The organism is Cognatiluteimonas sedimenti, from assembly GCF_022808325.1.
Lineage (GTDB): Bacteria > Pseudomonadota > Gammaproteobacteria > Xanthomonadales > Xanthomonadaceae > Cognatiluteimonas > Cognatiluteimonas sedimenti.
This window is the reverse complement of sequence record NZ_JALGCL010000001.1, coordinates 426,536-451,083: the sequence shown is the minus strand read 5'-3', so window position 1 is coordinate 451,083 and position 24,548 is coordinate 426,536. Positions and strand designations below refer to the sequence as shown.

General features: G+C 68.5%; 20 protein-coding genes, 2 tRNA genes and 1 pseudogene. 6 read left to right on the top strand and 17 right to left on the bottom strand.

The window, feature by feature from the left end:
- Position 1: 1 nt before the first annotated feature.
- The 11 genes and pseudogenes from MQC88_RS02230 to MQC88_RS02180 form a co-directional block, all read right to left on the bottom strand.
- Complete coding sequence (locus tag MQC88_RS02230; protein WP_243318826.1) at positions 2-1,381, bottom strand: efflux RND transporter periplasmic adaptor subunit; 1,380 nt, start codon at positions 1,379-1,381, stop codon at positions 2-4.
- A complete protein-coding gene (locus tag MQC88_RS02225; RefSeq protein WP_243318823.1) occupies positions 1,378-2,607 on the bottom strand; it encodes a TolC family protein in 1,230 nt (409 codons plus the stop codon). The genes MQC88_RS02230 and MQC88_RS02225 overlap by 4 nt, the downstream gene beginning before the upstream one ends.
- 223 nt (positions 2,608-2,830) lie before the next feature.
- A complete protein-coding gene (locus MQC88_RS02220; RefSeq protein ID WP_243318821.1) occupies positions 2,831-3,253 on the bottom strand; it encodes a hypothetical protein in 423 nt (140 codons plus the stop codon).
- 9 nt (positions 3,254-3,262) lie between these two features.
- Positions 3,263-3,541 (bottom strand): annotated as a pseudogene (locus tag MQC88_RS02215) (hypothetical protein); the annotation flags it as partial.
- Between the two features lie 575 nt (positions 3,542-4,116).
- The gene (locus MQC88_RS02210; protein WP_243320221.1) at positions 4,117-6,387 is read right to left on the bottom strand and encodes a heavy metal translocating P-type ATPase; all 2,271 of its coding nucleotides are present in this window, start codon (positions 6,385-6,387) and stop codon (positions 4,117-4,119) included.
- Between the two features lie 67 nt (positions 6,388-6,454).
- Positions 6,455-6,871, bottom strand: coding sequence for a heavy metal-responsive transcriptional regulator (locus MQC88_RS02205; RefSeq protein ID WP_243318817.1), 417 nt, complete (start codon positions 6,869-6,871; stop codon positions 6,455-6,457).
- A 58-nt stretch (positions 6,872-6,929) separates the two neighbouring features.
- Positions 6,930-7,430 carry a DUF411 domain-containing protein gene (locus MQC88_RS02200; protein WP_243318814.1) on the bottom strand — a complete coding sequence of 167 codons (501 nt, stop codon included), beginning with the start codon at positions 7,428-7,430 and terminating at the stop codon, positions 6,930-6,932.
- A gap of 39 nt (positions 7,431-7,469) precedes the next feature.
- Positions 7,470-8,582 (bottom strand): copper resistance protein B, encoded by a 1,113-nt coding sequence (locus MQC88_RS02195; protein ID WP_243318810.1) that lies wholly within the window; start codon positions 8,580-8,582, stop codon positions 7,470-7,472.
- Positions 8,510-10,261 (bottom strand): copper resistance system multicopper oxidase, encoded by a 1,752-nt coding sequence (locus MQC88_RS02190; RefSeq protein WP_243318806.1) that lies wholly within the window; start codon positions 10,259-10,261, stop codon positions 8,510-8,512. Before MQC88_RS02190 ends, MQC88_RS02195 begins: the two co-directional genes overlap by 73 nt.
- Positions 10,262-10,362: 101 nt before the next feature.
- Positions 10,363-10,782, bottom strand: a complete 420-nt coding sequence (locus MQC88_RS02185) for a CopL family metal-binding regulatory protein (protein WP_243318804.1) — start codon at positions 10,780-10,782, stop codon at positions 10,363-10,365.
- Positions 10,783-10,837: 55 nt separating this feature from the next.
- A complete protein-coding gene (locus MQC88_RS02180; protein ID WP_243318802.1) occupies positions 10,838-12,850 on the bottom strand; it encodes an LTA synthase family protein in 2,013 nt (670 codons plus the stop codon).
- 152 nt (positions 12,851-13,002) lie between these two features.
- Between MQC88_RS02180 and MQC88_RS02175 the strand changes: the two genes are divergently transcribed.
- The 4 genes from MQC88_RS02175 to MQC88_RS02160 all read left to right on the top strand — a co-directional run bounded on the left by MQC88_RS02175 (position 13,003) and on the right by MQC88_RS02160 (position 15,233).
- Positions 13,003-13,704 (top strand): response regulator transcription factor, encoded by a 702-nt coding sequence (locus tag MQC88_RS02175; protein WP_243318800.1) that lies wholly within the window; start codon positions 13,003-13,005, stop codon positions 13,702-13,704.
- On the top strand, positions 13,697-14,968 hold the full coding sequence (locus tag MQC88_RS02170; protein WP_243318798.1) for a sensor histidine kinase: 1,272 nt from the start codon (positions 13,697-13,699) through the stop codon (positions 14,966-14,968). The genes MQC88_RS02175 and MQC88_RS02170 overlap by 8 nt, the downstream gene beginning before the upstream one ends.
- Positions 14,969-15,013: 45 nt before the next feature.
- Positions 15,014-15,089, top strand: a tRNA-Ala gene (locus tag MQC88_RS02165).
- A gap of 68 nt (positions 15,090-15,157) precedes the next feature.
- Positions 15,158-15,233 (top strand) — tRNA-Glu (locus MQC88_RS02160).
- 68 nt (positions 15,234-15,301) lie between these two features.
- Here the strand turns inward: MQC88_RS02160 and MQC88_RS02155 are convergent.
- Positions 15,302-15,781, bottom strand: coding sequence for a DUF1249 domain-containing protein (locus tag MQC88_RS02155; RefSeq protein WP_243318796.1), 480 nt, complete (start codon positions 15,779-15,781; stop codon positions 15,302-15,304).
- Positions 15,782-15,906: 125 nt separating this feature from the next.
- Positions 15,907-16,728: a posphoenolpyruvate synthetase regulatory kinase/phosphorylase PpsR gene (ppsR, locus tag MQC88_RS02150; RefSeq protein WP_243318794.1), complete on the bottom strand. Its 822-nt coding sequence runs from the start codon at positions 16,726-16,728 to the stop codon at positions 15,907-15,909.
- Positions 16,729-16,850: 122 nt separating this feature from the next.
- On the opposite strand from ppsR, the gene ppsA reads away from it, so the two are divergent.
- Positions 16,851-19,241 carry a phosphoenolpyruvate synthase gene (gene ppsA, locus MQC88_RS02145; RefSeq protein WP_243318793.1) on the top strand — a complete coding sequence of 797 codons (2,391 nt, stop codon included), beginning with the start codon at positions 16,851-16,853 and terminating at the stop codon, positions 19,239-19,241.
- Positions 19,242-19,331: 90 nt separating this feature from the next.
- Positions 19,332-20,261 (top strand): mechanosensitive ion channel family protein, encoded by a 930-nt coding sequence (locus MQC88_RS02140; protein WP_243318791.1) that lies wholly within the window; start codon positions 19,332-19,334, stop codon positions 20,259-20,261.
- Positions 20,262-20,279: 18 nt separating this feature from the next.
- Here MQC88_RS02140 and orn read toward each other — a convergent pair whose 3' ends face one another.
- The 4 genes from orn to guaB form a co-directional block, all read right to left on the bottom strand.
- Entirely contained in the window at positions 20,280-20,849 is a 570-nt protein-coding gene (gene orn, locus MQC88_RS02135) for an oligoribonuclease (protein ID WP_243318789.1), read from the bottom strand.
- A 65-nt stretch (positions 20,850-20,914) separates the two neighbouring features.
- Entirely contained in the window at positions 20,915-21,403 is a 489-nt protein-coding gene (tadA, locus tag MQC88_RS02130; RefSeq protein ID WP_315857050.1) for a tRNA adenosine(34) deaminase TadA, read from the bottom strand.
- Entirely contained in the window at positions 21,394-22,977 is a 1,584-nt protein-coding gene (guaA, locus tag MQC88_RS02125) for a glutamine-hydrolyzing GMP synthase (RefSeq protein ID WP_243318787.1), read from the bottom strand. Before guaA ends, tadA begins: the two co-directional genes overlap by 10 nt.
- A 97-nt stretch (positions 22,978-23,074) precedes the next feature.
- Entirely contained in the window at positions 23,075-24,535 is a 1,461-nt protein-coding gene (gene guaB / locus MQC88_RS02120) for an IMP dehydrogenase (protein WP_243318784.1), read from the bottom strand.
- Positions 24,536-24,548: the final 13 nt, after the last annotated feature.

Here is a 24,548-nt window from a genome sequence, read left to right as displayed (position 1 = left end):
GTCAGTGCCCCTCGTGGCCGGTGGGGGAGCGCGGAGTCTCCTCCTGGGTGGCCGGCATGGAATGACCTGCGTGCGGATCGGAGACGCCATCGCCGGACTCGGGTTGTGAATCCTCGCTGGTGCCCGAGGGCGTGCCATGTCCTGCATGACCGCCAAGACCCTCCAGCGCCGACTGCAGGTTGCTTTCGGCGTCGATCAGGAAGTTCGCGGAGACCACGACCTGCTCGCCCTCGGCCAGTCCGTCGAGGATCTCGATCCGATCGCCACCGCGGCGACCCAGGGTGACATCTCGCGGTGCGAAGCGGCCAGGACCGGTTTCGATCAGCACCACCTGGCGCGTGCCGCTGTCGAGCACGGCGGAGCGCGGGACGGTCAGGACCGGCCCCGCCCCCGGCTCCTCAAGCAGCACCGTTCCGTAGAGCCCGGGACGCAGGTCGCCGTCGGGGTTGGGCAGGGCAATGCGCACATCCACGGTGCGCGTCTGCGCATCGATGACGGGCTGCACGAAGGTGACTTCGCCCTCGGCCACCTGGCCGGGCAGGGCCACGGTTTCAAACCGGGCCGCCTGGCCGGGCTTGATGCCCGCGGCCTGCGCTGCCGGGACCTTGGCGATCACCCACACCGTCGACAGGTCGGCCAGGCGCAGGATGGTCTCGCCGGGCTCGAAGCGCGCGCCCTGGACCACCGGCTTCTCGATCACGACCGCGTCCGCCGGTGCGGTGAGCACCAGTCCCGTCTTGCCGAGCTGCGCGTCGCTGATTTCCCAGTTTCGCAGACGGGTGCGGGCGGCGGCGCGCAGCCGGACCATCGAGGCCGCGCTCGCGGGGTCGGATGCCGCCAGCCTGCGGGCGGTCTCGTCGGCCAGCCGATATTCCTGCTGCGCCGCGGCCAGCTGCGGGCTGTAAACGGACAGCAGCGGTTGCCCCGCGTGGACCCGCATGCCGGTCTGGTTCGCGTACAGCCGTTCGACCCAACCTTCGAAGCGCGGCGCGATCGCGTACTGCCGGGTCTCGTCGACCTCGACGGTGCCGCTGGTGCGCACGGTCGCAGCCAAGACTGCGTGCCGGACCGCTTCGGTACGCACGCCCAGCGCCTGCACCTTGTCGGGTGGCATCACCACCGTTCCCGGCGTCGCGGCAGGCGCGTCGCCGGCGTAGACCGGGACGTAGTCCATGCCCATCGGGTCCTTCTTCGGCACCGGTGAGGTGTCGGGGAGGCCCATGGGATTGCGGTAATAGAGCACTTTGCGTTCCGCGGCCGGCGCCTCGGCGGACGTGGCTGCGGTCGGGGAATCGTTCGTCGCGCGGCCGGCCATCCAGCCGACGACGAGGGCGGCGAGTGCGACGCCGATGGCGAGCGACAGGGTCTGGACACGGGTCATCGGATATCTCCTTCGATGGCGCGCACGGCGGCGGCGCCCAACAATTCGTCACGCAATGCATCGACCCGTGCGAGGTCGGCGCCCTGCCATTCATTGAGTGCTTCGAGCAGCGTCCCGAAGTCGACTTCGCCGACTTGGTAGCTGGCCAGTGCGGACTGCCAGGTGGCGTCGGCCTGCGGCAGCAGCGTGTTCTCGATCAGCCCGCGGCGCTCGCGTGCGCTGGTCCACTGCGCCCAAGCGGAGGCACCGCGTTCTTCGACGGCGCGCAACGTGGCATCCCTGCGGGCCAGGGCCGCTTCTTCGAGCAGGCGCGATTCGCGCTCGCGTTCGCGGCGTGCACGCTGCTGGAACGGGATCTCGACCTCCAGCATCAGCTCGGTGCTTTCGAGGCCGTTGCCGAGTTGCATTGCGCCCACGCCCACGGTGATGTCGGGAAAGCGGTTGCGACGCTGCAGCACCACGTTCGTGTGCGCGGATTCGGCGCGGGCCTGCTGCGAGCGCACAGCGGGGTGCGCATCGGCGCCATCCAGTGCCGCGGCGAGCGAGGCGCTGTGGACGACGAGGCGCGGCGCCTCATCGGGAGTCGCCAGCGGTGCATCGGACCGGCGCCCCAACACCGCGTTCAAGGTGGCAGCCGCCTCCTGCTTGGTCGCGAGGCGTTCGATCCGCTCGCGCTGGAGGCTGGTCTGCTCGACCTGGGCGCGGATGGCATCTTGCTGCGCCGCGCGGCCCAGGGCGTAGCGCACGCCGGCCATCTCTTCGACCTGGCGGAGCAGGGCGATGCGGCGATCGAGTACAGCCACGGCCTGATCGGCATGCCAGTAGCGTGCGTAGGCCGTCTCGGCGTCGGCCAGCAGGTCGCGCGCAGTTGTGAGGCGATCGAGCCCGATCGCGACCGCGTCCTGGCTGGCCGCGGTGCGTGCCAGGCCGCGCTTGCCCCAGAGGGGGAAACGCTGGCGTACCGCGTAGTCGACCTGGCGCTCGGCACCGGCGGTGCGCCAGGGCTTGTCTGGATCCAGGCCGCGGAATCCAACGGAGGCCATCGGGTCGGGCAGGGCGCCCGCCGGCAGAATCCGTGCTTCGGCGGCTTGGGCCTCGAAGTCCAGTGCCCGCAGCTCGGGGTTGTGTTCGAGGACCCAGGCGCGGATCGACTCGAGACTGTGCCCTGGGACGGGTTCGGTTGCGGTAACGGGCAGCGCCAGCGTCCACAAGGCGCCGGCGAGCACGCAGGGAAGCAGGTGCCGGAGCGGTGGCCGGCGGCGGAACAGCGGGCGAGGGTGCAGGCGCCCGGCCTGCAGTCGATCGAACGGGGATGCCATATCAGTGTCCTTTGGCCGGCGCGACGCAGGTCGCTCGGACGAGGGCAGGAACACATGCCGTGATGCAGCCACGGCGCGAACGCACAGGACTGCGCCGCACGGACGTGCGGAGCAGTCAGCGTCCCGGGCATCAGATCAGCAGGAGCGCCGCTGGATGGGCGGTAGGTCGGTGCCAGGCGGGTCTGGGCGGCGAATCCACCCATGTAGCCGTGACACTTGGCGCAGCATCCGCAATCGCGGCGATTGCAAGCCAGGAGAACCAGGCTTCGGCGAGCAGCGGCGGAATCAAAGGGATGCGTCCACTGTCCGCCGAGAGGTCACCCTCGGTGCAGTGCGCGTCGCACAGTGCCTTGCTCGCCGAGGGGAGCTCGGCATCGCAGCCGTGGCCATGGTCGTGCTGGGTGTCGGTGGCGGCAGCCACAAACGCCGCCGGCGTGCCTGGGAGATCCAGGCACTCGCCGTGGCCTGCAAGCACGAACTGGGACCAGAGCAGCGCCGCCATCGCGAGGAGGGCGGTGCGCTGGAACCAGTTCCGATGGCGGATGCGGACCATGGCGTGAGCTTACCTCTTACCAGAACCGATGCAATTGATCCAAGTCAGTCCTTGGCCAGGCGCAGGGGCCGGCGCGGCACAGATGTGGTCGGCGAGGACGGTACGGCGGTCGACTTGAAGGCGAAGTGCATTGGCCACCACCGATACCGAGCTCAGGCTCATGGCCAGCGCCGCAACCATCGGGCTCAGTAGCAGGCCGAACACTGGGTAAAGAACGCCGGCGGCGATCGGCACTCCGACGGCGTTGTAGGCGAATGCAAACCCGAGGTTCTGTTTCATGTTTCCAACCGGGCGACTGGCGTCATCGACACGATCTCGCACGAAGGTCGGCGATCGAATCACGTTCGAGTTTTCCGCCTCGGGAATGACCGCCCGTCTTACCCAACTTCGACGCGAATGAAGTCAGGCAGGCACGCCGCCCCAAGCCACGGAGTGCCGCCGGAAATTGGGCAAGGGACGCGCCACGTTCAAGGGATTCTTTCGGGCAGCGAAAACGGAAGGCGCCATGTTCACGGGTGCAATCCGACCACAAAGGACGCGCCACGATTACGGGACGCGACACAATCAAGGGAGGGGCGCCAACATGTCCTGGCACCATCTGTTCCACCAGGTATCCGCAACTCGTTGATCTAACCGGGGGCGGGTGTAAGGACGCGCCAGCAACTGGGGTCACGACACGATCAAGCGGGCAGCGCCATCAATGAGGGGACGCCGACACGGCCAAGATCGGACGATCTGTTATCATGCTTTACATAATAGGCATTATGCGAAGTTTCATCAGCCCCCGATCAGGCATGGCAAGTGGTCCGCCAGCAGGAACCGCCGCCCCCGCCGTTCGCGCGGCGGCGAGCTCGGTCCAGGCCTCAGGCGTCAACCCGAGGCCCCGACGCATCCCGCCCCAGGCGCAAGGCATTGGCCACCACCGAGACCGAACTGAGGCTCATCGCCAGCGCCGCGATCATCGGGCTGAGCAGCACGCCGAACGCCGGGTACAGGACGCCTGCGGCGAGCGGCACGCCGATCGCGTTGTAAAGGAAGGCAAAGCCCAGGTTCTGCTTCATGTTGCCCACGGTGTCACGGGAAATCCGGCGCGCGGTGACGATCCGCCGCAGGTCGCCCTTGACCAGGGTCACCTGCGCGGTCGACATCGCCACGTCGGTACCGGTGCCCATGGCGATGCCGACATCGGCCGCCGCGAGCGCCGGCGCGTCGTTGATGCCGTCGCCGGCCATCGCCACGCGCCGGCCCTGCGCCTGCAGTCGCCTGACCAGGGCGACCTTGTCGCCGGGACGGACTTCGCCATGCACCTCGTCGATGCCGAGCGCGTCGGCGACAGCAGCCGCGGTGCCCTGCGCATCGCCCGTCGCCATCACGATGCGTATGCCGTCGGCGCGCAACGCGGCCAGTGCCGCCGGAGTGCTCTTCTTGACCGGGTCGGCCACCGCGACCACGCCCCGGGCGCGGCCATCGGCGGCAAGGAACATGACGCTTGCGCCCGCGCGCCGTAGCGCTTCCGCGCGTGCGCTCAACTCCGCGACATCGATCCCCGCGTCCCGCATCAGGCTGCCGTTGCCCAGCAGCAATGCCTGCCCCGACACCCGGCCGCGTACTCCCTGCCCGGTGACCGAATCGAACTCGTCCACCGGCGACAGCGCCATGCCGCGATCCCGCGCGGCGGCGACGATCGCTTCGGCCAACGGATGTTCGCTGCCCTGGTCCAGGCTGGCGGCCAGGCGCAGCACATCGTCCGCATCGATGCCCGGTGCCGGCAGCACTTCGCGGAAGGCAGCGCGGCCTTCGGTCAGGGTTCCGGTCTTGTCGACCACCAGCGTATCGATTGCCCGCAAGCGCTCGATCGCCTCGGCGTCGCGGAACAGCACGCCGCCGTGCGCGGCGCGGCCACTGGCCACCATGATCGACATCGGCGTGGCCAGTCCGAGCGCACAGGGACAGGCGATGATCAGCACCGAGACCGCGTTGAGCACGGCATAGGTCCACGATGGATCCGGGCCGAACAGGCCCCATGCCACGAACGTCGCCAGCGCGACCGCGAACACGGCCAGCACGAACCAGTATGCGACCTTGTCGGCCATGCGCTGCATCGGCGCGCGCGAGCGCTGGGCCTGCGCCACCATCTGCACGATCTGCGCCAGCACCGTGGCCGAACCGACCTGCTCGGCGCGCATCACCAGCGCGCCGGTGCCGTTGAGGGTGGCGCCGATGAGCTGGTCGCCCTCCCCCTTCCCCACCGGGATCGGTTCGCCGGTGAGCATGGATTCGTCGATGCTGGAGCGGCCTTCGAGCACGGTGCCGTCGACCGGCACCTTTTCGCCGGGACGTACGCGCAGCCGGTCGCCGACGTGCACGTGCTCGAGCGGGATGTCGGTTTCGCTGCCGTCGGCTTCGATGCGCCGCGCGGTCTTGGGCGCCAGCCCAAGCAACGCCTTGATCGCGGCCGATGTCTTCGAGCGCGCGCGCAGTTCCAGCAACTGCCCCAGCAGGGTCAGCGACACGATCACCGCAGCGGCCTCGAAGTAGACGCCCACGCGCCCGTGCTCGTGGAACGAGGCCGGGAACAGGCCCGGCGCCACGGTTGCGACCACGCTGTAGCCGTAGGCGGCGCCGACGCCGGTGCCGATCAGGGTCCACATGTTGGGGCTGCGGTTGCGGATCGATTGCCACCAGCGCTCGAAGAACGGCCGGCCAGCCCACAGCACCACCGGCGTGGCCAGTGCGAACTCCAGCCAGGTGCGCGCGGCGGCGTCCAGCGCCGGGAAGTGCTGCCCGAACATCGCCAGCACCAGCACGATGGCGCTCAGCGGCAGCGTCCACCAGAAGCGGCGACCGAAGTCCCGCAGTTCCGGGTTCTCGCCGTCGTCCAGGCTCGGCATCTCCGGTTCCAGCGCCATGCCGCAGATCGGGCACGTGCCCGGACCCGGCTGCCGGATTTCCGGGTGCATCGGGCAGGTGTAGGTGGTGCCGGCCGGCGCGGCCTCCACAGGTTGCGAATCCCGCGGAGCCAGGTATTTGCCGGGCTCGGCAACGAACTTCTCGCGGCAACGCGGATTGCAGAAGTGGTATTCCAGGCCTTCGTGGGTCGCGTGGTGCGGCGTCTTCGCCGGATCCACGGCCATGCCGCACACCGGATCGATCGTGGTGGCGTGCTCGTGGCCATGGCCATGATGGTGGTGGGCGTGCGGGTCACTCATGTCGTTCTCCGGCGGGCCGGTCACCGGCCAGCGCATCCAGGATCGGGCAGTGTTCGAGCGCGCCGTGTCCCGGGCAGGACGCCACCAGCGCCTCCAGCCCGGCACGCACGCGTTGCAGTTCGGAAAGTTTTTCGTCGATCCCGGCGAGCTTCTGGATCGCGGCCGCCTTCATGCCGGCCATGTCCACGTCGCGGCGGCCGGAAAGGTCCAGCAGTTCGCGGATCTCCTCGAGGGTGAACCCCAGCCCCTTGGAGCGGCGAATGAAACGCAGCCGCGCGACGTCGTCCTTCCCGTGCTGGCGATATCCGGACGCACTGCGCTGCGGCGGCGGCAGCAGTCCCTGCCGCTCGTAGTAGCGCACCGTGTCGATGGCGACCCCGGCTTCCCGGGCCAACGTTCCGATCTTCATGCGTGCAGTCTGCACCCTTGACCATGGTCCAGAGTCAAGCCCTGCGCACCCGGTCGCTTCAGTGCCGGGAAAACGCCGATGTGCCGCCATCGAAACCGACCAGTTCGACCGTGTACGGCTGGCTGCGGCCGTCCGGCGATTCCATGCCCGGCGATCCGATCGGCATGCCCGGCAGGACCAGGCCCCTGGCTGCGGGGCGTTCGGCGAGCAGTCGCTTGATGTCCGCTGCCGGTACATGGCCTTCGACGAAATAGCCGTCAACCTCGGCGGTGTGGCAGGAGCCCTTGCCGAGCGGCACGCCGACCCGCTCCTTGATCGGGTTCAGGTTGACCTCGTTGCGCACCTGTACCCGGAAGCCGGCCGCGCGCACGTGCTCGATCCAGTCGTTGCAGCATCCGCAGGATGCGTTCTTGTGGACCACCACCAGCGGGAGTTTTGCGGCGGCGGTGACGGGCCGCGCGTCGTCGCTAGTGCTGCCCGGCGCGGCGGAGGTTGGCGTACAACTCGCCAGGGCCAGGGCGAGGCCGAGCAACGCGGGTGCAAGCGCGAGGCTTTTCATGTCAGTGATCTCCATTGTTCGTCCCGATATCGCCGGGTGTCAGAACCAGATGCGCACGCCCGCTACAAGGCGGGTATCGTCGGCGCTTTCGCCTTCCGCGCGGCGCAGGTCGGCGGTGCGCCCAAACGCGCGTTCGTGGACCAGCCCGACGTACGGGGCGAAGCGGCGGGTGAATTCGTAACGCAGCCGCAGCTCCGCTTCGACCGTTCCAAGCCCGGAGCCGATACCGCGCCGCGCGTCGTCCTTGCCGAAGACATTGACCTCGACCAGCGGCTGCAGGATCAATCGGTTGGTGAGCAATGACTCGTATTCGACTTCGATCCGGGCCTCCGATTGCCCGGCCTGGCCGATATAGGCGGTCGCCGACACTTCGAACTTGTAAGGCGACAATCCCATCACGCCGACCGCCAGGAAATCCTGCGCAGAACCCGGCTTGAAGTCGTGGCGGATGCCGGCGACGAAGTCCCACCAGGGACTGATGGCGTGTCCATACAGCGCCTCCAGGTCAGCCGAGTGCAGGCGCCCATGGACCTGCTCGCCTTCGCTGCGCAACCACAGCCGGTTGAGGTCGGTGCCAATCCAGCCCTGCCCTTCCCACGCCAGCCCGCTTCCGGGATCGGCATCCCAGGTTTCGAGCCGGTTGAACAGCAGATAGCTGTAGATGCCGTTGTCGTGCACCGGATGGTCGGCGGGTGGAGGTACGGCGGCGGCGCGATCGGCGTCGGTGACCTGCGGGATGGGCGTTATCGGCCTGGTCTGTGCGATGGCGGGCATGGCATCCATGTCGTGCCCCATGGCCGCGTGGTCCATGGTGGCGTGGTCTGGCACGGCCGTTGCGGCCTGGTCCTTTGCCGCATCGTCCGCTGCAGCATGCTCCATTGCTGCATGATCCATCGTGGCATGGTCGGGCACCGGTGCGGGTTGCGTGACTGGCGTCACCTGCGGCGCAGCCTGCGGCGGCGTCGGCATGGACATGGTGGCGTGATCGACCTGCGCCATCGCCGTGAATGGCAGCAGGGCCAGGAGCGCGGCGCCCGGCATTGCCGCCCGGCTTGTCTTTGCGGATGCGTCCATGGCGTTCATTCCTCCACCGACACCTGCCGCATCATGCCGGCTTCCATGTGGTACAGCAGGTGGCAGTGGTAGGCCCATTGCCCGAGCGCATCGGCACGCACGCGATAGCTGCGCCTGCTGCCCGGCGGCATGTCGATGGTGTGCTTGCGCACGTGGAAGTTGCCGCCTTCGTCCTCCAGGTCGCTCCACATGCCGTGCAGGTGGATCGGATGGGTCATCATGGTGTCGTTCACCAGCACGATCCGCAGGCGCTCGCCGTAGTTGAACCGCAGCGGTTCGACGTCGGAGAACTTCCGGCCATCGAAGCCCCAGGCGAACTTTTCCATGTGGCCGGTGAGGTGCAGCTCGATCTCGCGACCTGGCTCGCGGCCATCGGGATCGTCGAAAGCGCTGCGCAGCATCGCGTAGTTCAGTACCGTGCGGCCGTTGTCGCGCAGGCCGATCCCCGGGTCCTCGAGTTTGGGCACCGGCGCCATCGTCTGCATGTCGACCAGCGGGTTGCCGGCCTCGCTCGCCGGGTGCTGCTGCATCGTGGCCATCGCGTGGCCGGCGTGGTCCATGCCCGCCATGTCGTGGCCGCCCTGCCCCATCCCGCCATGGCCCATGTCCGACATGCGCAGGATCGGGCGTGCATCCAGCGCCGGCACCGGCGCGCGCAACCCCTCGCGCACCGCCAGGGTGCCGCTGACATGGCCGGTGCGACCCATGTCCTGGGCAAAAATGGTGAAGGCGTCCTGCCCGGAAGGCTCGACGATCACGTCGTAGGTCTCCGCCGTGGCGATGCGGAATTCGTCCACCGTCACCGGGTGCACGTACTGGCCGTCTGCGGCGACCACGGTCATCTTCAGGCCGGGGATGCGCACGTCGAAGTGGGTCATCGACGAGCCGTTGATGAAGCGCAGGCGGACCTTCTCGCCGCTGCGGAACAGGCCGGTCCAGTTGCCGAGCGCGGTCGTTCCGTTCATCAGGTAGGTGTAGGTGTTGCCGTTGACGTCCGACAGGTCGGTCGGCGTCATCCGCATCCGCCCCCACATGCCGCGGTCGGCCAGCGTTGCCCGCAACCCCTCCTTCGAGGCGTCGCGGACGAAATCGCCGACGGTGCGCTTGTAGTAGTTGTCGTAGTCCGACATCTTCTTCAGCCGCGCGAACAACGCGGTGGGATCCAGGTCGGTCCAGTCCGTGAGCATCACCACGTAGTCGCGATCGAACGCGAACGGTTCCGGTTCGACCGGATCGATCACCAGCGGGCCATAAAGCCCCGCCTGTTCCTGGAACGCGGAATGGCTGTGGTACCAGTAGGTTCCCGCCTGTTTCACGGTGAAGCGGTAGTGGTAGGTCTCGCCGCGGCCGATGCCCGCGAAACTCAGCCCCGGCACGCCGTCCATGTTGGCCGGCAACAGGATGCCGTGCCAATGGATCGAGGTCTCGTGGCCGTGGATCGAACCGGCGGGCAACGCGTTGGAGACGCGCAGGTTGACAGTCGTGCCTTCGCGCCAGCGCAACAGCGGCGCCGGCAGCGAGCCATTGACGGTGACTGCCGCGCGCGTCCGCCCGGTGAAGTTCATCGGGGTTTCGCCGATGACCAGGTCGAACTCGGTGCCGGACAACACGCCGGGCTGGCCGCGCGTGCCGAGTGCCCATGCGGGGCCGGGCCACAGGCCGAGGCTGGCGACGGCACCGCCGGCGGCGATGCCTTGCACGAAGCGGCGTCGCGACGGCAGGCGCGGCCCGTCGTGACTCAACAGGGTGGATGACATGGGAACTCCGTTACAGCATCGGGGTGTCGATCTGCGCGCAGCGACGGCAACCATCGCGGATGCGCGCAGGCGGATGAGCGCCGGTCGGCGCTGCACCATACCTAGGCAATCGGAGGCCGGATCGGGTGGCGCAACGCGGGAGCGCCGTGGGCCAGTGGCAACGCGCCGCTGGCCAATCGAGGGCGGACCCGCTCCAGCGTCATCGCAAGCGCCGGCAGCGCGGCCTGGCCGGGATGCACGCAGGCGCAAGCGCAGGGGCCCGGCGCGCAGCTGTCCGGAGCAGGTTGCGTCGTGTCGTCGGGCGCCGGCATGGCCGCCGACGGGGCAGCCGCGCTCGCGACAGTTGCGTGCCGTTGCTGGTGGCATGGCATGCGCGCCGCCGCCCCATCGCCATGGGCCGCGACGGTCGCTGGCTGTACCCGTGCCATCGGCACGCTGGTCGACGCCGCAACCGGCGCCACCGCGTTCACGACGAGGGCGAGGCTGAGCAGCACGCGCGACAGGAACGGCCAGGGCGACATGCCGCCACTCTAACCGCGGGCCCGGCGCGTCGCTACGTGGACCCGGGCCCAGCCTTCAGCGCGAACTTCCGCGCACGCCGAGGGCCGTCGCCTCGCCTTCCTCGCGCGCCACCCGTGCCGCGCCGCTGTCGTCTGAGGTGTCCACGCCCATGAGCCCGCGGGCGAAGCGGAAGCTGGCAGTCTGGTAGTAGCGCACGGCCTGCCCGGCAAGTTCTGGATCGATTGCGACCGGCGGCTGCTCCCTGTCGTCGACGTAGTCCGGCCGCACCTCGCGCACGCTCTGGTTGGGGCCCAGTTCGACCAGGCGGTCGTGGCTGAGATAGCCCAGTTGCTGGTAGTTGCCGATGAAGGCACGCTCGCGCCCCGGCTCCAGCGCGAACACGTCCTGGCCGTAGAAGCGGGTGGTGTAGTCGAAGCCGAGCAGCCCGAGGATCGTCGGCGGGATGTCGATCTGGCTCAGCATCCGCTCCACCCGTCGCGGCGCGATATGCGCGGGCGAATAGATCCACAAGGGGATGTGGTAGCGGAAGGTCGGCAGCGTTGCGATGCCGCCGCTGGAAGCGCAGTGGTCGGCGGTGATCACGAACACCGTGTCCGCGAACCAGGGCTTGCTGCGCGCGCGCTCGATGAAATCGCCGAGCGCCCAGTCGGTGTAGGCCACTGCGCTGTCGCGCTTGCCCTGCGGGTAATCCACCCTGCCCTGCGGGAACGTGTACGGGCGGTGGTTGGAGGTGGTCATGACGTGGGCGAAGAACGGGGTGCCGCCGGCATGCAGGCGATCGAACTCGCCCAGCGCCATGGTGTAGAGGTCTTCGTCGGCCACGCCCCAGATGTTGGCGTGGTGGATGCTCTTGGCGGGGATGCTCTCGCGGTCGCGGATCAGGTAGCCGTTGTGGGCGAAGAAATAGTTCATGTTGTCGAAGGCGCCGTAGCCGCCATACAGGAATTCGGACACGTAGCCCTTGCGGTTGAACACGCTGGCCAGGCTGAACAACCCTTCGTTGTGCGGGCGCTTGACGATCGATTCGCCCGGGGTCGGCGGCACCGACAACGACAGCGCTTCCAGCCCGCGCACGGTGCGGGTGCCGGTTGCGTACAGGTTGTCGAACACCAGGCTTTGCCTGCCCAGTGCGTCAAGCTGCGGGGTCAGGTCGAGGTTGCCTCCGAAATCCTTCGAAAAGCTCGCCGACAGGCTTTCGACGCTGACCAGCACCACGTTGAGCCGTCGTTGCGGGCGCCGGGCATGGATGCGGCGGGTGATGTCGTAGGGATTGGCGCTGGTGAAACTGCTGTCCGGGGACCTGAGCTGCGCGCGCAGGCCCTCGAACGCCTCCCGGTCGGGTTGGCTGCTGTAGAACTTCGCGTAGTCGATGCTGGCGCTGCGGTAGGCGGCGAAGAACTGGTAGATGCCGTTGCCGGCGAGCGCGTTGACGTACTCGTTGCCGGAACGGTTCTTCATGTCGGCGTCGACCAGCCAGGTGCCGAGCAGGGTGGCCGCCAGCCACGCCAGCGTCACCAGCGTGCGGCGGCCCAGGCGCATGCCGTCCCCGGGCCGCGGCAGCAGCCAGGCCCGACCCCACCAGCACAGCGCGCAGGTCGCCACGAACAGCACCGCCAGGATCGCCGGCACGGGGTAGGACTCGCGGATGTTGCCGATCACCTCGGTGGTGTAGACGAGGTAGTCGACGGCGATGAAATTGAAGCGGGTCTGGAATTCCTCCCAGAACGTCCACTCCGCGACCGCGATGAACAGGCAGGCGGCGACCAGCAGCCAGCCCAGCGCGGCCACCGACCAGCGTCCGGGGCGCGCGCCGTACCAGCGCCGCGGCAGCAGCCACAGCAGCAGCACCAGCGGCCACGCGAAGTAGACGAAGGTCAGCAGGTCGTATCCCAGGCCGATCCCGAACACCGACAACCAGTGGGCCGCACTCGGCGCCACGCCCGCCCCGGTCCGGACCAGCAACACCAGCCGGGTCAGGGTCGAGGCCAGCAGGAACACGCCCAGCAGCCAGGCGAGCGGGCGGTAGCGCGTGGCAAGCGAACGCGCGAAAAACAGGCGCAGCGGCATCGGGCAGGTCCGGGTGGGCGGCGCGTGCGGTGACGCGGCTTCCCGCAGCTTGGCGACTGCGCGGTAAGCTGTTCTCAGGCGAATCTCAGCCGCGCGTTAACCCGCATCGCGACGCCACTGCATCCTTTCCCGCCGACCGCCAGTCTTCCTACATGCCGTCAACCGCAAGCGCGCCGATCGGGCGTGTCCTGGTCGTCGAGGACCAGCACGACATCGCCGCAAACATCTGGGACTTCCTCGAGCGCCGCGGCTACGAGGTCGACCATGCCGCCGACGGTGCTTCGGGGCTGCTGCATGCGATGCGCGGCACCTTCGACGTGATCGTGCTCGACCTTGGCCTGCCGAGGCTGGACGGCCTGGACCTGTGCCGGCGCTTGCGCGAAGCCGGGCGCGGCACGCCGGTGCTGATGCTGACCGCGCGCGACACCCTGGACGACAAGCTCAAGGGTTTTGCCGAGGGCGCCGATGACTACATGGTCAAGCCGTTCGAGCTGAAGGAACTGGAAGCGCGCATCGGCGCCCTGCTCCGTCGCGCCCGCCCACCCGCCGACGCGGCGATGATGGTCGGCGGGCTGCGCTTCGACCCGGCGTCGATGATCGCCACGCGCGGCGGCCGTTCGATCCCGCTGACGCGGGCGCAGGCGGCGATCCTGGAACTGCTGCTGCGCCGCTCGCCCGGCGTGGTCTCGCAACGCGCGCTGATGGAGCAGGTCTGGCCACGGCACGACGGCGACGCGCGCGCGCTGCACACGCACATCTACGAACTGCGTGCGCTGGTGGACAAGCCGTTCGACGGCGCCCTGATCCAGACCGTGCACGGCATCGGTTACCGGCTGGTGGGCGACCATGCTTAGGCGCGCGCTGGCCCTGCCCCTGCGGATGCGGGTCACCCTGCTGTTCATCGTGCTGGGGCTGCTGATGAGCGTGCTGTTCGCGGCGATGGTGTCGTTCATCGCCGAACGCTACGAGCTCCTGCTGATCGAGGAAATGCTCGGCAGCCAGGCGGAGGACTACGCCGCGCGCCTGCGCGGCGAGCCCGACGCGATCCTGCCGCGCAGCAGTCGCCTCAATGGCTACGTGCGCCACAAGGACGGTAGCGGTCAGGTGCCCGACGCGCTGGCGGCATTGCCGCCGGGCGTGCACGAATCGCTGCACGAGGACCAGGATGGCCTGCACATGGGGGTCTTCGATACCGATGTCGGGCGGCTTTACTTCGTCATCAACATCTCCGACATCGAGCGGCTGGAGCGCTACATCGAGGCGGTACTGGGCGCGATCGTGGTGCTCGGCACGCTTGTCGGTGCGTGGCTGGGCTGGCTGTTGTCGGGAGCCGTGGTCGGACCGGTGCGCCGGCTCGCGGACGTGGTCGAAGGATTGCCGACCGCACCGGCGCGCACCGACCTGGCCGCCGGGCTGCCGCGCGACGAACTCGGGCGCCTGGCCAGGGCCATCGACGATTACCAGGCCCGGCTGGTGGATGCGCGCGATGCCGAGCACAGCTTCTTCGCCGACGCCAGCCACGAATTGCGCACCCCGGTCGCGGTGGTGCGCGGTGCCACCGAGCTGCTGGTCGAGGACGCAGCCGGGATGCCGGCGTTGCGGCCGCGGTTGCAGCGGCTGGATCGCGGGGTACGGCAACTGTCGGAGCTGCTCGACGCGTTGCTCGGCCTGGCGCGGCGCCGAGTCGGCGCCAGCGAAACCGTGGCCCTGCGCGACTGGGTGCGCGATCGCCTTGCGGCCGCCGACGCGACCCGCGACGGCCACCTGCATCCGCAGGTCGATGGCCAGGGCGAACCGGTCGTGAGCCTGCCGCCGCGCGAAGCCTCGCTCGTGCTGAACGGGATCGTGCGGCGACTGGTGCCCCCGGGCGTCCCGGGGCACCTCCTCGCCCATGTCGACGCTGCCGCGATCACGCTGGAATTCGTGGCCGGGGATGCCGATGTCGCGCTATCCCCGGAAGTGTCGGGTGATGGCGATCGCGGCCTCGGCATGACCCTGGTCGGCAGGCTCGCGACGCAGATCGGTTGGCGGCTGGAAGAGGACCCGACGCGGAGGTTGCTGCGGATACACCTGCCGGTCGACCCGGCCGCCACCGATCCGGGTGCGTACGCGGCTTGACGCTGGCCGAGGCGGCCGGATAGACTTTCCCGCTTTCCAGCGCGTGGGGCCATAGCTCAGCTGGGAGAGCGCTACAATGGCATTGTAGAGGTCGCCGGTTCGATCCCGGCTGGCTCCACCAATACTGTGAAACCCGTTGCAACGACCCGGCTACGGCCGGGTTTTTGAACTCAACGATCGATGCATCAGGTCCCCATCGTCTAGAGGCCTAGGACACTGCCCTTTCACGGCGGCGACAGGGGTTCGAATCCCCTTGGGGACGCCATCTGCGACATCGACGGGCCCGCTTCGGCGGGCCCGTTTTTTTTGCGCCGTCGTGCGACAGGGACAGGCTCAGGCCGCGCTGAGCGTGCCGATGCGCTGCAGTGTTGCGACACCGTGGCCGCGTTCACCCAGGTAATGCAGCCACTTGCCCAGGAACGTATTCATCCGCATGCGATGGTCGAGCACCGCCGCGGGCGGCGGGTACATGCCGATCACGTCCTGCCAGCGCCGCCCCAGGTAGCAATGGGTGGCCTCGACCTGGCGCGCATCGCGGTACAGGCGCAAAAACGCCGAAGGATCCGCCTCCCCGGTGACCGGGTCTCGCAATGCATAGGTCATCCGCAGCTCGGTGGTGTAGGCGTGTTGCGCCACCAGTTCCAGCCGAAGGTCCAGCCCGTCGCCGATGCTGGACAGGTAGCTGCCGGCCGCCAGGTCCGCCGGTTCGAACAGTCGCGTCAGCAGGGTGAAGTTCTCCGCGTACAGCCCCATCAACCAGCCGAAACGGCTGATCGTGGGGATGCGTGCGACGCGGGAAAGTACCTGGGCCATGGCCCGATCCTACACGCGAAAAAGCGGCTCCGGCAGCATTGACGGATCACGTGCGCGGGCCTAACGTGGCGTTCTATGGCGGTGCAATGCCGCGACTGGCCACGGCACGCAAACGCGGCTCCCCGTCAGTACATCTCGCGGTTGATTCCCAGCACTTCCAGCACCCGGCTCGATATTTCCTCGATCGAGGCATGCGTGGTGCTGAGTGTCTGTATGCCCTCGGTACGCAACAGCGCCTCTGCCTGGGCGACCTCGCGCTTGCACGTATCCAGTTGCGCGTAGCGCGAATTCGGCCGGCGCTCCTGGCGGATCTGCTGCAGCCGCACCGGGTCGATGGTCAGTCCGAAGATCTTGTTGCGGAACGGCCGCAGCCTGGCCGGCAGGCGGTCCGAATCCAGGTCTTCCTCGGTCAGCGGATAGTTCGCCGCGCGCACGCCGTGGTGCAGCGCCAGGTACACGCAGGTGGGGGTCTTGCCGGCGCGAGACACCCCGACCAGGATCAGGTCGGCCTCGCTGTAGTCCATGCTGACGCCGTCGTCGTGCGCCAGCGCGTAGTTCATGGCGTTGATGCGGCGGTGGTAGCTCTCGAAATCGACCATGCCGTGCGCGCGCCCCACCTGCGACTGCCGCTGCATGCCCAGTTCGCGCTCCAGCGGCTCGATGAAGGGCGCGAACACGTCCAGCATCAGCGCACCGCTTTCGGCGAGCACGGCATTGAGCGCCGGGTCCACGCAGGAATTCACCACCACCGGGCGCCATCCGGCCTGCGCCCCGGCCTCGCGGATCTTCGCGGCCGCGGCCTGCGCCTTGTCCAGCGTGTCCACGAACGGGATGCGATCGGTCGCGAAACGGACGTTGGCGAACTGGGTCAGCAGGCTGTGGCCGATGGTCTCGGCCGTGATGCCGGTGCCGTCGGAGACGTAGAACACCGGGCGCAGGTCGGACATGTGGACTCCAGGGGTGGTGCGGCGAGCGCCGCGGCGGGCCGGGTTGCTAAAATAGCGGCTTGGCCGGCGCCTGTCCGGCCTTTCCGCCGCAGCATCCCCGCCTCGACCCCTGGAGTTACGCCTTGAGCGCCCCCGCTTCGAGCAACAACATCCGCTGGCTGCACGACCTGCGCCTGACCGACCTCGCCCAGGTGGGCGGCAAGAATTCCTCGCTCGGCGAGATGATCGGCGAACTCGCCGGGCTTGGGGTTTCGGTGCCCGGCGGGTTCGCGACCACCGCCGACGCCTTCAAGGCCTTCATCGCCCACAACGACCTGCACCAGCGGATCTTCGATCGGCTCGCGTCGCTGGACGTCGAGGACGTGCCCGCGTTGACCGCGGCCGGTGGCGAGATCCGCGGCTGGGTGATTGATGCGCCGCTGCAGCCGGAACTGGACCGCGACATCCGCGACGCCTATGCACGGCTGTGCGCGGACAACGGTGGCGGCGAGGTCGCGGTCGCGGTGCGTTCCTCGGCCACTGCCGAAGACCTGCCCGATGCCTCGTTCGCCGGCCAGCAGGAAACCTTCCTCAACGTCACCGGCGCCGACGACGTCGTGCGCAAGGTCAAGGAAGTCTTCGCCAGCCTCTACAACGACCGCGCCATCGCCTATCGCGTGCACCACGGCTTCAAGCACGAGGACGTGTTCCTCTCGGCCGGCGTGCAGCTGATGGTGCGTTCGGACGTCGGCGCGTCCGGCGTGCTGTTCACCCTGGACACCGAATCCGGCTTCCGCGACGTGGTGTTCATCACCGCCAGCTACGGCCTGGGCGAGATGGTCGTGCAGGGCGCCGTCAATCCCGACGAGTTCTACGTCTACAAGCCGACCCTGCGCCAGGGAAAGCCCGCGATCCTGCGCCGCTCGATCGGCGCCAAGCAACTGCGGATGGTGTATTCGGACCAACCCGGCGAGCGCGTGCGCACCGAGGAGACACCGGCGGACCTGCGCGGCAGCTTCTCGATCAGCGACGCCGACGTGCACGAACTGGCCAGGCAGGCGCTGGTGATCGAGCAGCATTACGACCGCCCGATGGACATCGAATGGGGCAAGGACGGCGTCAGCGGCAAGCTCTACATCCTGCAGGCGCGCCCCGAGACCGTGAAGTCGCGCGGCCACGCCAACCAGATCGAGCGCTACACGTTGCAGCAGCGCGGCGAAGTCGTCGCCGAGGGCCGCGCCATCGGCCAGAAGATCGGCAGCGGCGTCGCCCGCGTGGTGCGCTCGCTGGAGGACATGAACCACGTCCAGCCCGGCGACGTCCTGGTCGCCGACATGACCGACCCGGACTGGGAGCCGGTGATGAAGCGCGCCGCCGCCATCGTCACCAACCGCGGCGGCCGCACCTGCCACGCGGCGATCATCGCCCGCGAGCTCGGGGTGCCGGCGGTCGTCGGCACCGGTGACGCGCTCGAGCGGATGACGGACGGCGCCACGGTCACGGTCAGCTGCGCCGAGGGCGACACCGGCTACATCTATGCCGGCGCCCTGCCCTTCGAGCGCACCACCACCGACCTCGGCAACATGCCGCCGGCGCCGTTGAAGATCATGATGAACGTGGCAAACCCGGACCGCGCCTTCGACTTCGGCATGCTGCCCAACGCAGGCATCGGCCTGGCACGCCTGGAGATGATCATCGCAAGCCACATCGGCGTGCATCCAAAGGCGCTGCTGGAATACGACCAGCAGGACGCGGCCATGCGGCAGAAGATCGACGCGAAGATCGCAGGCTACGCCAGCCCCGTGGACTTCTACGTCGACCGCCTCGCCGAGGGCATCGCCACCATCACCGCATCGGTCGCGCCCAAGCCGGTGATCGTGCGCCTGTCGGATTTCAAGTCCAACGAATACGCCAACCTGCTCGGCGGCGCGAAATACGAGCCGCACGAGGAAAACCCGATGATCGGCTTCCGCGGCGCAAGCCGCTACGTCGACCCGTCGTTCAAGGACGCCTTCGCGCTGGAATGCCGCGCGGTGCTCAAGGTCCGCAACGAGATGGGGCTCGACAACCTGTGGGTGATGATCCCGTTCGTGCGCACGCTCGACGAGGGCCGCAGGGTGATCGAGGTGCTGGCCGAGAACGGCCTGCGCCAGGGCGAAGCCGGACTGAAGATCATCATGATGTGCGAGGTGCCGTCCAATGCGCTGCTGGCGGACGAGTTCCTCGATATCTTCGATGGTTTCTCGATCGGCTCCAACGACCTGACCCAGTTGACGCTGGGCCTGGACCGCGATTCGGCGATCGTCGCCGGGTTGTTCGACGAACGCGACCCGGCGGTGAAGAAGCTGCTGTCGATGGCGATTTCCACCGCGCGCGCGCGTGGCAAGTACGTCGGCATCTGCGGCCAGGGTCCGAGCGACCATCCGGACCTGGCGCAATGGCTGATGGATCAGGGCATCGAATCGGTGTCGTTGAATCCCGACACCGTGGTCGATACGTGGCTGGCGCTGGCGAAGTCCAAGGCAGCGCGATGACGCCAGCGCCGCAAGCATCGCGCTGACCCGGCGCGATCGACCAGCGCCCCGCCCCGCGGGGCGCTGCAGCATACGAACGAGGAGCACGACTTGGAGAGCTGGCTGGATTCCGTGCAACCGGGCAACTGGCACACCCTCGCGATGGGCTGGGGCGTGCGCGCCCTGCTTGCCTTGCTGCTGTTGCTGGTGGGGATGCGCGTGGCGCGCTGGATCGCCGGGATCGCGGAGAAAGGCCTGGCCCGGGCCGAGGTGGAGCCAACCGCGGTGCTGTTCCTGCGCAAGGTCGCCTACGTGGTCCTGCTGGTGGTGCTGGTGCTGGCGTCGCTGCAGGTGATCGGGGTGCCGATGACCTCGATGATCGCGGTGCTCGGCGCAGCCGGCCTGGCGATAGGCTTGGCGCTGAAGGATTCGCTGTCCAACATCGCCTCGGGCGTGATGCTGGTGTCGCTCAAGCCATTTCGTGTTGGCGACATCGTCACCATCGCCGGCGCGACCGGCAAGGTCGAGCAGGTCAGCATCTTCCAGACCCGGCTGCGTGGCGCCGACAACCAGGCCATCGTGCTGCCCAACAGCCTCATTACCGCCGACTCGATCGTCAACCTGACGCCAGACACGATGCGCCGGATCGAACTGGTGGTCGGCATCGGCTACCAGGACGATATCGAGGCCGCGCGCGCCGCGGCGCTGGCGGTGATGCGCGGCGACCCGCGGGTGCTGCCCCGGCCGGAGCCCGACGTCCTGGTCTACGCGCTGGGCGACAGCAGCGTGCAACTGGGCATCCGCTGCCATGTCAGCAACGACGACCATTTCGTCACCAGGTGCGAGCTGACCGAGCGGATCAAGCACGCCTTCGACGATGCCGGCATCAGCATCCCGTTCCCGCAACGCGACGTGCACATGTTCCACCACGCTGCCCCCGACGCGGCCGGCGGCGGCCAACCTCGGCTGTTGCGCGGCGACCGCGCCGAGCGCACCGGGCTCGACAGCCCGCAACACCGCCCGGCTGCCGACCCGGAGTAGGCCCGGGCGCAGACGCGGCTACGGCCCCGCGAAGGCCCCCATCGCGGCGCGGTAATGGCGCAGCTCGTCGATCGAATCGTGCACGTCGCTCAGTGCCGTGTGCGCGGCTTCCTTCTTCACGCCCGCCAGCACCTGCGGCGCCCAGCGCCGTGCCAGCTCCTTGATCGTGCTGACGTCGAGGTTGCGATAATGGAAGAAGCGCTCCAGCGCCGGCATCTGCCGGTGCAGGAAGCGGCGGTCCTGGCAGATCGAGTTGCCGCACATCGGCGAGGCATTGGCCGGCACCCATTGCGCGAGGAACGCCAGCGTGCGCGACTCGGCGTCGGCCATCGCAACACCCTCCTCCAGCACCCGCCGCCACAGCCCGGACTTGCCGTGCTGCCTGCGGTTCCAGTCGTCCATCGCTTCCAGCGCCGCCAAGGGATGGGCGATCGCCAGTTCCGGCCCTTCGGCCAGCACGTTGAGCTGGGAGTCGGTGACCACGGTGGCGATTTCCAGGATCGAATCGCGGTCGGTATCGAGCCCGGTCATCTCCAGGTCGATCCAGACCAGGCGTCCTTCGTGGCTGCTTCCGTTCGGTGTCTGCATGGGCTCGCGGTCGGTGTCCCGGGTCGCGGCATCATACCGCTGCCTCCATGCGCGGCTGCCGCGACTCACGCTCCAGGCTTGGCGCGCTTGCGGCGGAAGTAGCCACTCAGGCGCGTGCCCGCTTCCTTCGCCAGCACCCCGCCCCGTACCTGCACCCGATGGTTGTGGCGCGGGTCCGCGAGCAGGTCGAAGACGCTGCCCGCGGCACCGGTCTTCGGGTCGGGCGCGCCAAACACCACGCGCGCGAGCCGCGCATGCACCATCGCCATCGCGCACATCGCGCATGGCTCCAGGGTCACGTACAGCGTGCACTCGAGCAGGCGATGGTTGCCCAGGCGCAAGCCGGCCTGGCGCAGTGCGACGATCTCGGCGTGCGCGCTGGGGTCGTGCTCGGAGATGTTGCGGTTCCAGCCCTCGCCCAGCACGGCGCCGTCGGGCCCGACCAGCACGGCGCCCACCGGGATCTCGTCGTCCTCGTGCTCGGCGCGATCGGCCAGCGCCAATGCCTGCCGCATCCAGTGCTCGTCGTCGGCCACCAGCGCGCCTACTCCCACTCGATCGTGGCCGGCGGCTTGCCGCTTATGTCATAAACAACGCGAGATATACCACGCAACTCATTGATAATCCTGTTGGAGACCCGGCCCAGGAACTCATACGGCAGGTGCGCCCAGTGCGCTGTCATGAAATCGACCGTCTCCACCGCCCGCAACGCGATCACCCATTCGTAGGCACGCGCATCGCCGACCACGCCGACCGATTTCACCGGCAGGAAGACGGCGAACGCCTGGCTGGTGCTGTCGTACAGGTCGGCCTTGCGCAATTCGTCGATGAAGATGGCGTCGGCCTTCGCCAGCAGCTCGGCGTATTCGGGTTTCACTTCGCCGAGGATGCGCACGCCCAGGCCCGGGCCCGGGAACGGGTGCCGGTAGACCATCTCGCGCGGAAGGCCGAGTTCCACGCCCAGGCGGCGCACCTCGTCCTTGAACAACTCGCGCAGCGGTTCCACCAGGCCCAGCTTCATGTCCGCCGGCAGGCCGCCAACGTTGTGGTGGCTCTTGATGACGTGGGCCTTGCCGGTCCTGCTTCCGGCCGACTCGATCACGTCGGGGTAGATCGTGCCCTGTGCCAGCCACCTGGCATTGGCCAGCTTCGATGATTCCTCGTCGAAGATCTCCACGAACAGGTTGCCGATGATCTTGCGCTTGGATTCCGGGTCGGAAACGCCCTTCAGCTTCTCGAAATAGCGGTCGGCGGCGTTGACGCGCACGACCTTGATGCCCATGCCGCCCTTGTCGGCTTCGTTGGCGAACATCGCCATCACCTGGTCGCCCTCCTGCCAGCGCAGCAGGCCGGTGTCGACGAACACGCAGGTCAGCTGGTCGCCGATCGCCTTGTGCAGCAGCGCGGCGACCACCGAGGAATCGACGCCGCCCGACAGGCCCAGGACCACCTCGTCGTCGCCGACCTTCTCGCGTACCCGCGCGATCTGGTCCTCGATGATGTGCTCGGCGGTCCACAGCGTGGCGCAGCCGCAGATGTCGACCACGAAGCGGCGCAGCAGCGCCTGCCCCGAGCGGGTGTGGGTCACCTCGGGATGGAACTGCACGCCGTACCAGCGTTTCGCCTCGTTCGCCATCGCGGCGACGGGGATGCGTTCGGTGCGCGCGGTGACGATGAACCCCGGCGGTGCCACGGAAACGTGGTCGCCATGGCTCATCCACACGTCCAGCCGCGGTGGCGAGCCCGGCTGGTCCTTGAGGCCCTCCAGCAGCGAATCCTGTGCGACCAGTTCCACCTGCGCGTGGCCGAACTCGCGCTGGTCGGCGGCCTCGGTGGCGCCGCCGAGCTGCGCCGCCAGCGTCTGCATGCCGTAGCAGATGCCCAGGATCGGCAGGCCGGCGTCGAACACCTGCTGTGGCGCCCGCGGCGCGCCCTGCTCCGTGGTGGACTCCGGGCCGCCCGACAGGATGATGCCCTTGGCACCGAACGCCGCGATCTCGGCGGGGTCATGGTCCCAGGCCCAGATCTCGCAATACACGCCGATCTCGCGGATTCGCCGCGCGATCAGTTGCGTGTACTGCGCACCGAAATCGAGGATCAGGATCTTGTCGCTGTGCAGGTCGGTCATGGACGCCTTGGGAGCGGCTTCCGCCGCGAACTCTCGTTGCGATGGTGGTGTCGGGAACGGCTCGCGGCTGGCGCCGCCCCGCACGGACGTGCCGGCCTCAGCTGGCGCGATAGTTCGGTGGTTCCTTGGTGATCTGCACGTCGTGCACGTGGCTCTCGCGGGTGCCGGCCGCGGTGACCTTCACGAACACCGGCTTGCTGCGCATGTCGTCGATGGTGGCGCAGCCGACATAGCCCATGGTCGCGCGGAGGCCGCCGGCAAGCTGGTGGACCACGCCGCTGAGCGGCCCGCGGTACGGGACGCGGCCTTCGATGCCCTCGGGTACCAGCTTGTCGGCATCGCTGGCATCCTGGAAATAGCGATCCTTGCTGCCCTTCTCCATCGCCCCCAGCGACCCCATGCCACGGTAGCTCTTGTAGCTGCGGCCCTGGAACAGCTCGGTTTCGCCCGGCGATTCCTCGGTGCCGGCGAACAGGCCGCCGACCATCACCGTCGACGCGCCGGCGGCGATTGCCTTGCCGATGTCGCCCGAATAGCGGATGCCGCCGTCGGCGATCAGCGGGATGCGGTCCTGCAACGCGGAGGCGACCATGTCGATGGCGGTCACCTGCGGCACGCCGACGCCGGCGACGATGCGGGTGGTGCAGATCGAACCGGGGCCCACCCCGACCTTGACCGCGTCCGCGCCCGCGTCCATCAGCGCCAGTGCGGCATCGCCGGTGACGATGTTGCCGCCGACCACCTGCAGCTGGCTGAAACGCTTCTTTGCCCAGGCCACGCGGTCGATCACGCCCTGCGAATGGCCATGCGCGGTGTCGACGATGATCACGTCCACGCCCGCGGCGACCAGCGCTTCGATCCGTCGCTCGGTGTCGCCGCCCACCGCGACCGCGGCGCCGACCAGCAGGCGTTCGCTGCTGTCGTAGGCGGCGTTGGGATTGTCCTGCTTCTTCTGGATGTCCTTGACCGTGATCAGGCCGCGCAGCTCGAAGCCGTCGTTGACGACCAGCACCTTCTCGATCCGGTGCTTGTGCAGGAGGCCCAGCACTTCGTCGTCGGAGGCGCCCTCCTTCACCGTGACCAGCTTGTCGCGCTTGGTCATGATGTGGCGCACCGGATCGTCGAGCTTCTTCTCGAAGCGCATGTCGCGGCCGGTGACGATGCCCACCAGGTGGCCGTCGCCGTCGACCACCGGCACGCCGGAGATGTTGCGCGCGCGGGTGAGCTTGAGCACCTCGCCGATGGTGGTCTCGGGGCCGACGGTGAACGGGTCCTTGATCACCCCGGCCTCGAAGCCCTTGACCCGCGCGACCTCCGCGGCCTGGCGCTCGACCGGCATGTTCTTGTGCAGGATGCCGATGCCGCCCAGCTGGGCCATGGCGATCGCCAGGCGTGCTTCGGTCACCGTGTCCATCGCCGCGGACACGATCGGCAGGTTCAGGCGCAGGTTGCGGGTCAGGCGCGTGGCGAGCGAGACGTCCCTGGGCAGGACGACCGAATGCGCGGGAACGAGGGACACGTCGTCGTAGGTGAGCGCTTCAGCCTGGATGCGGAGCATGGCCGGTCCGGAG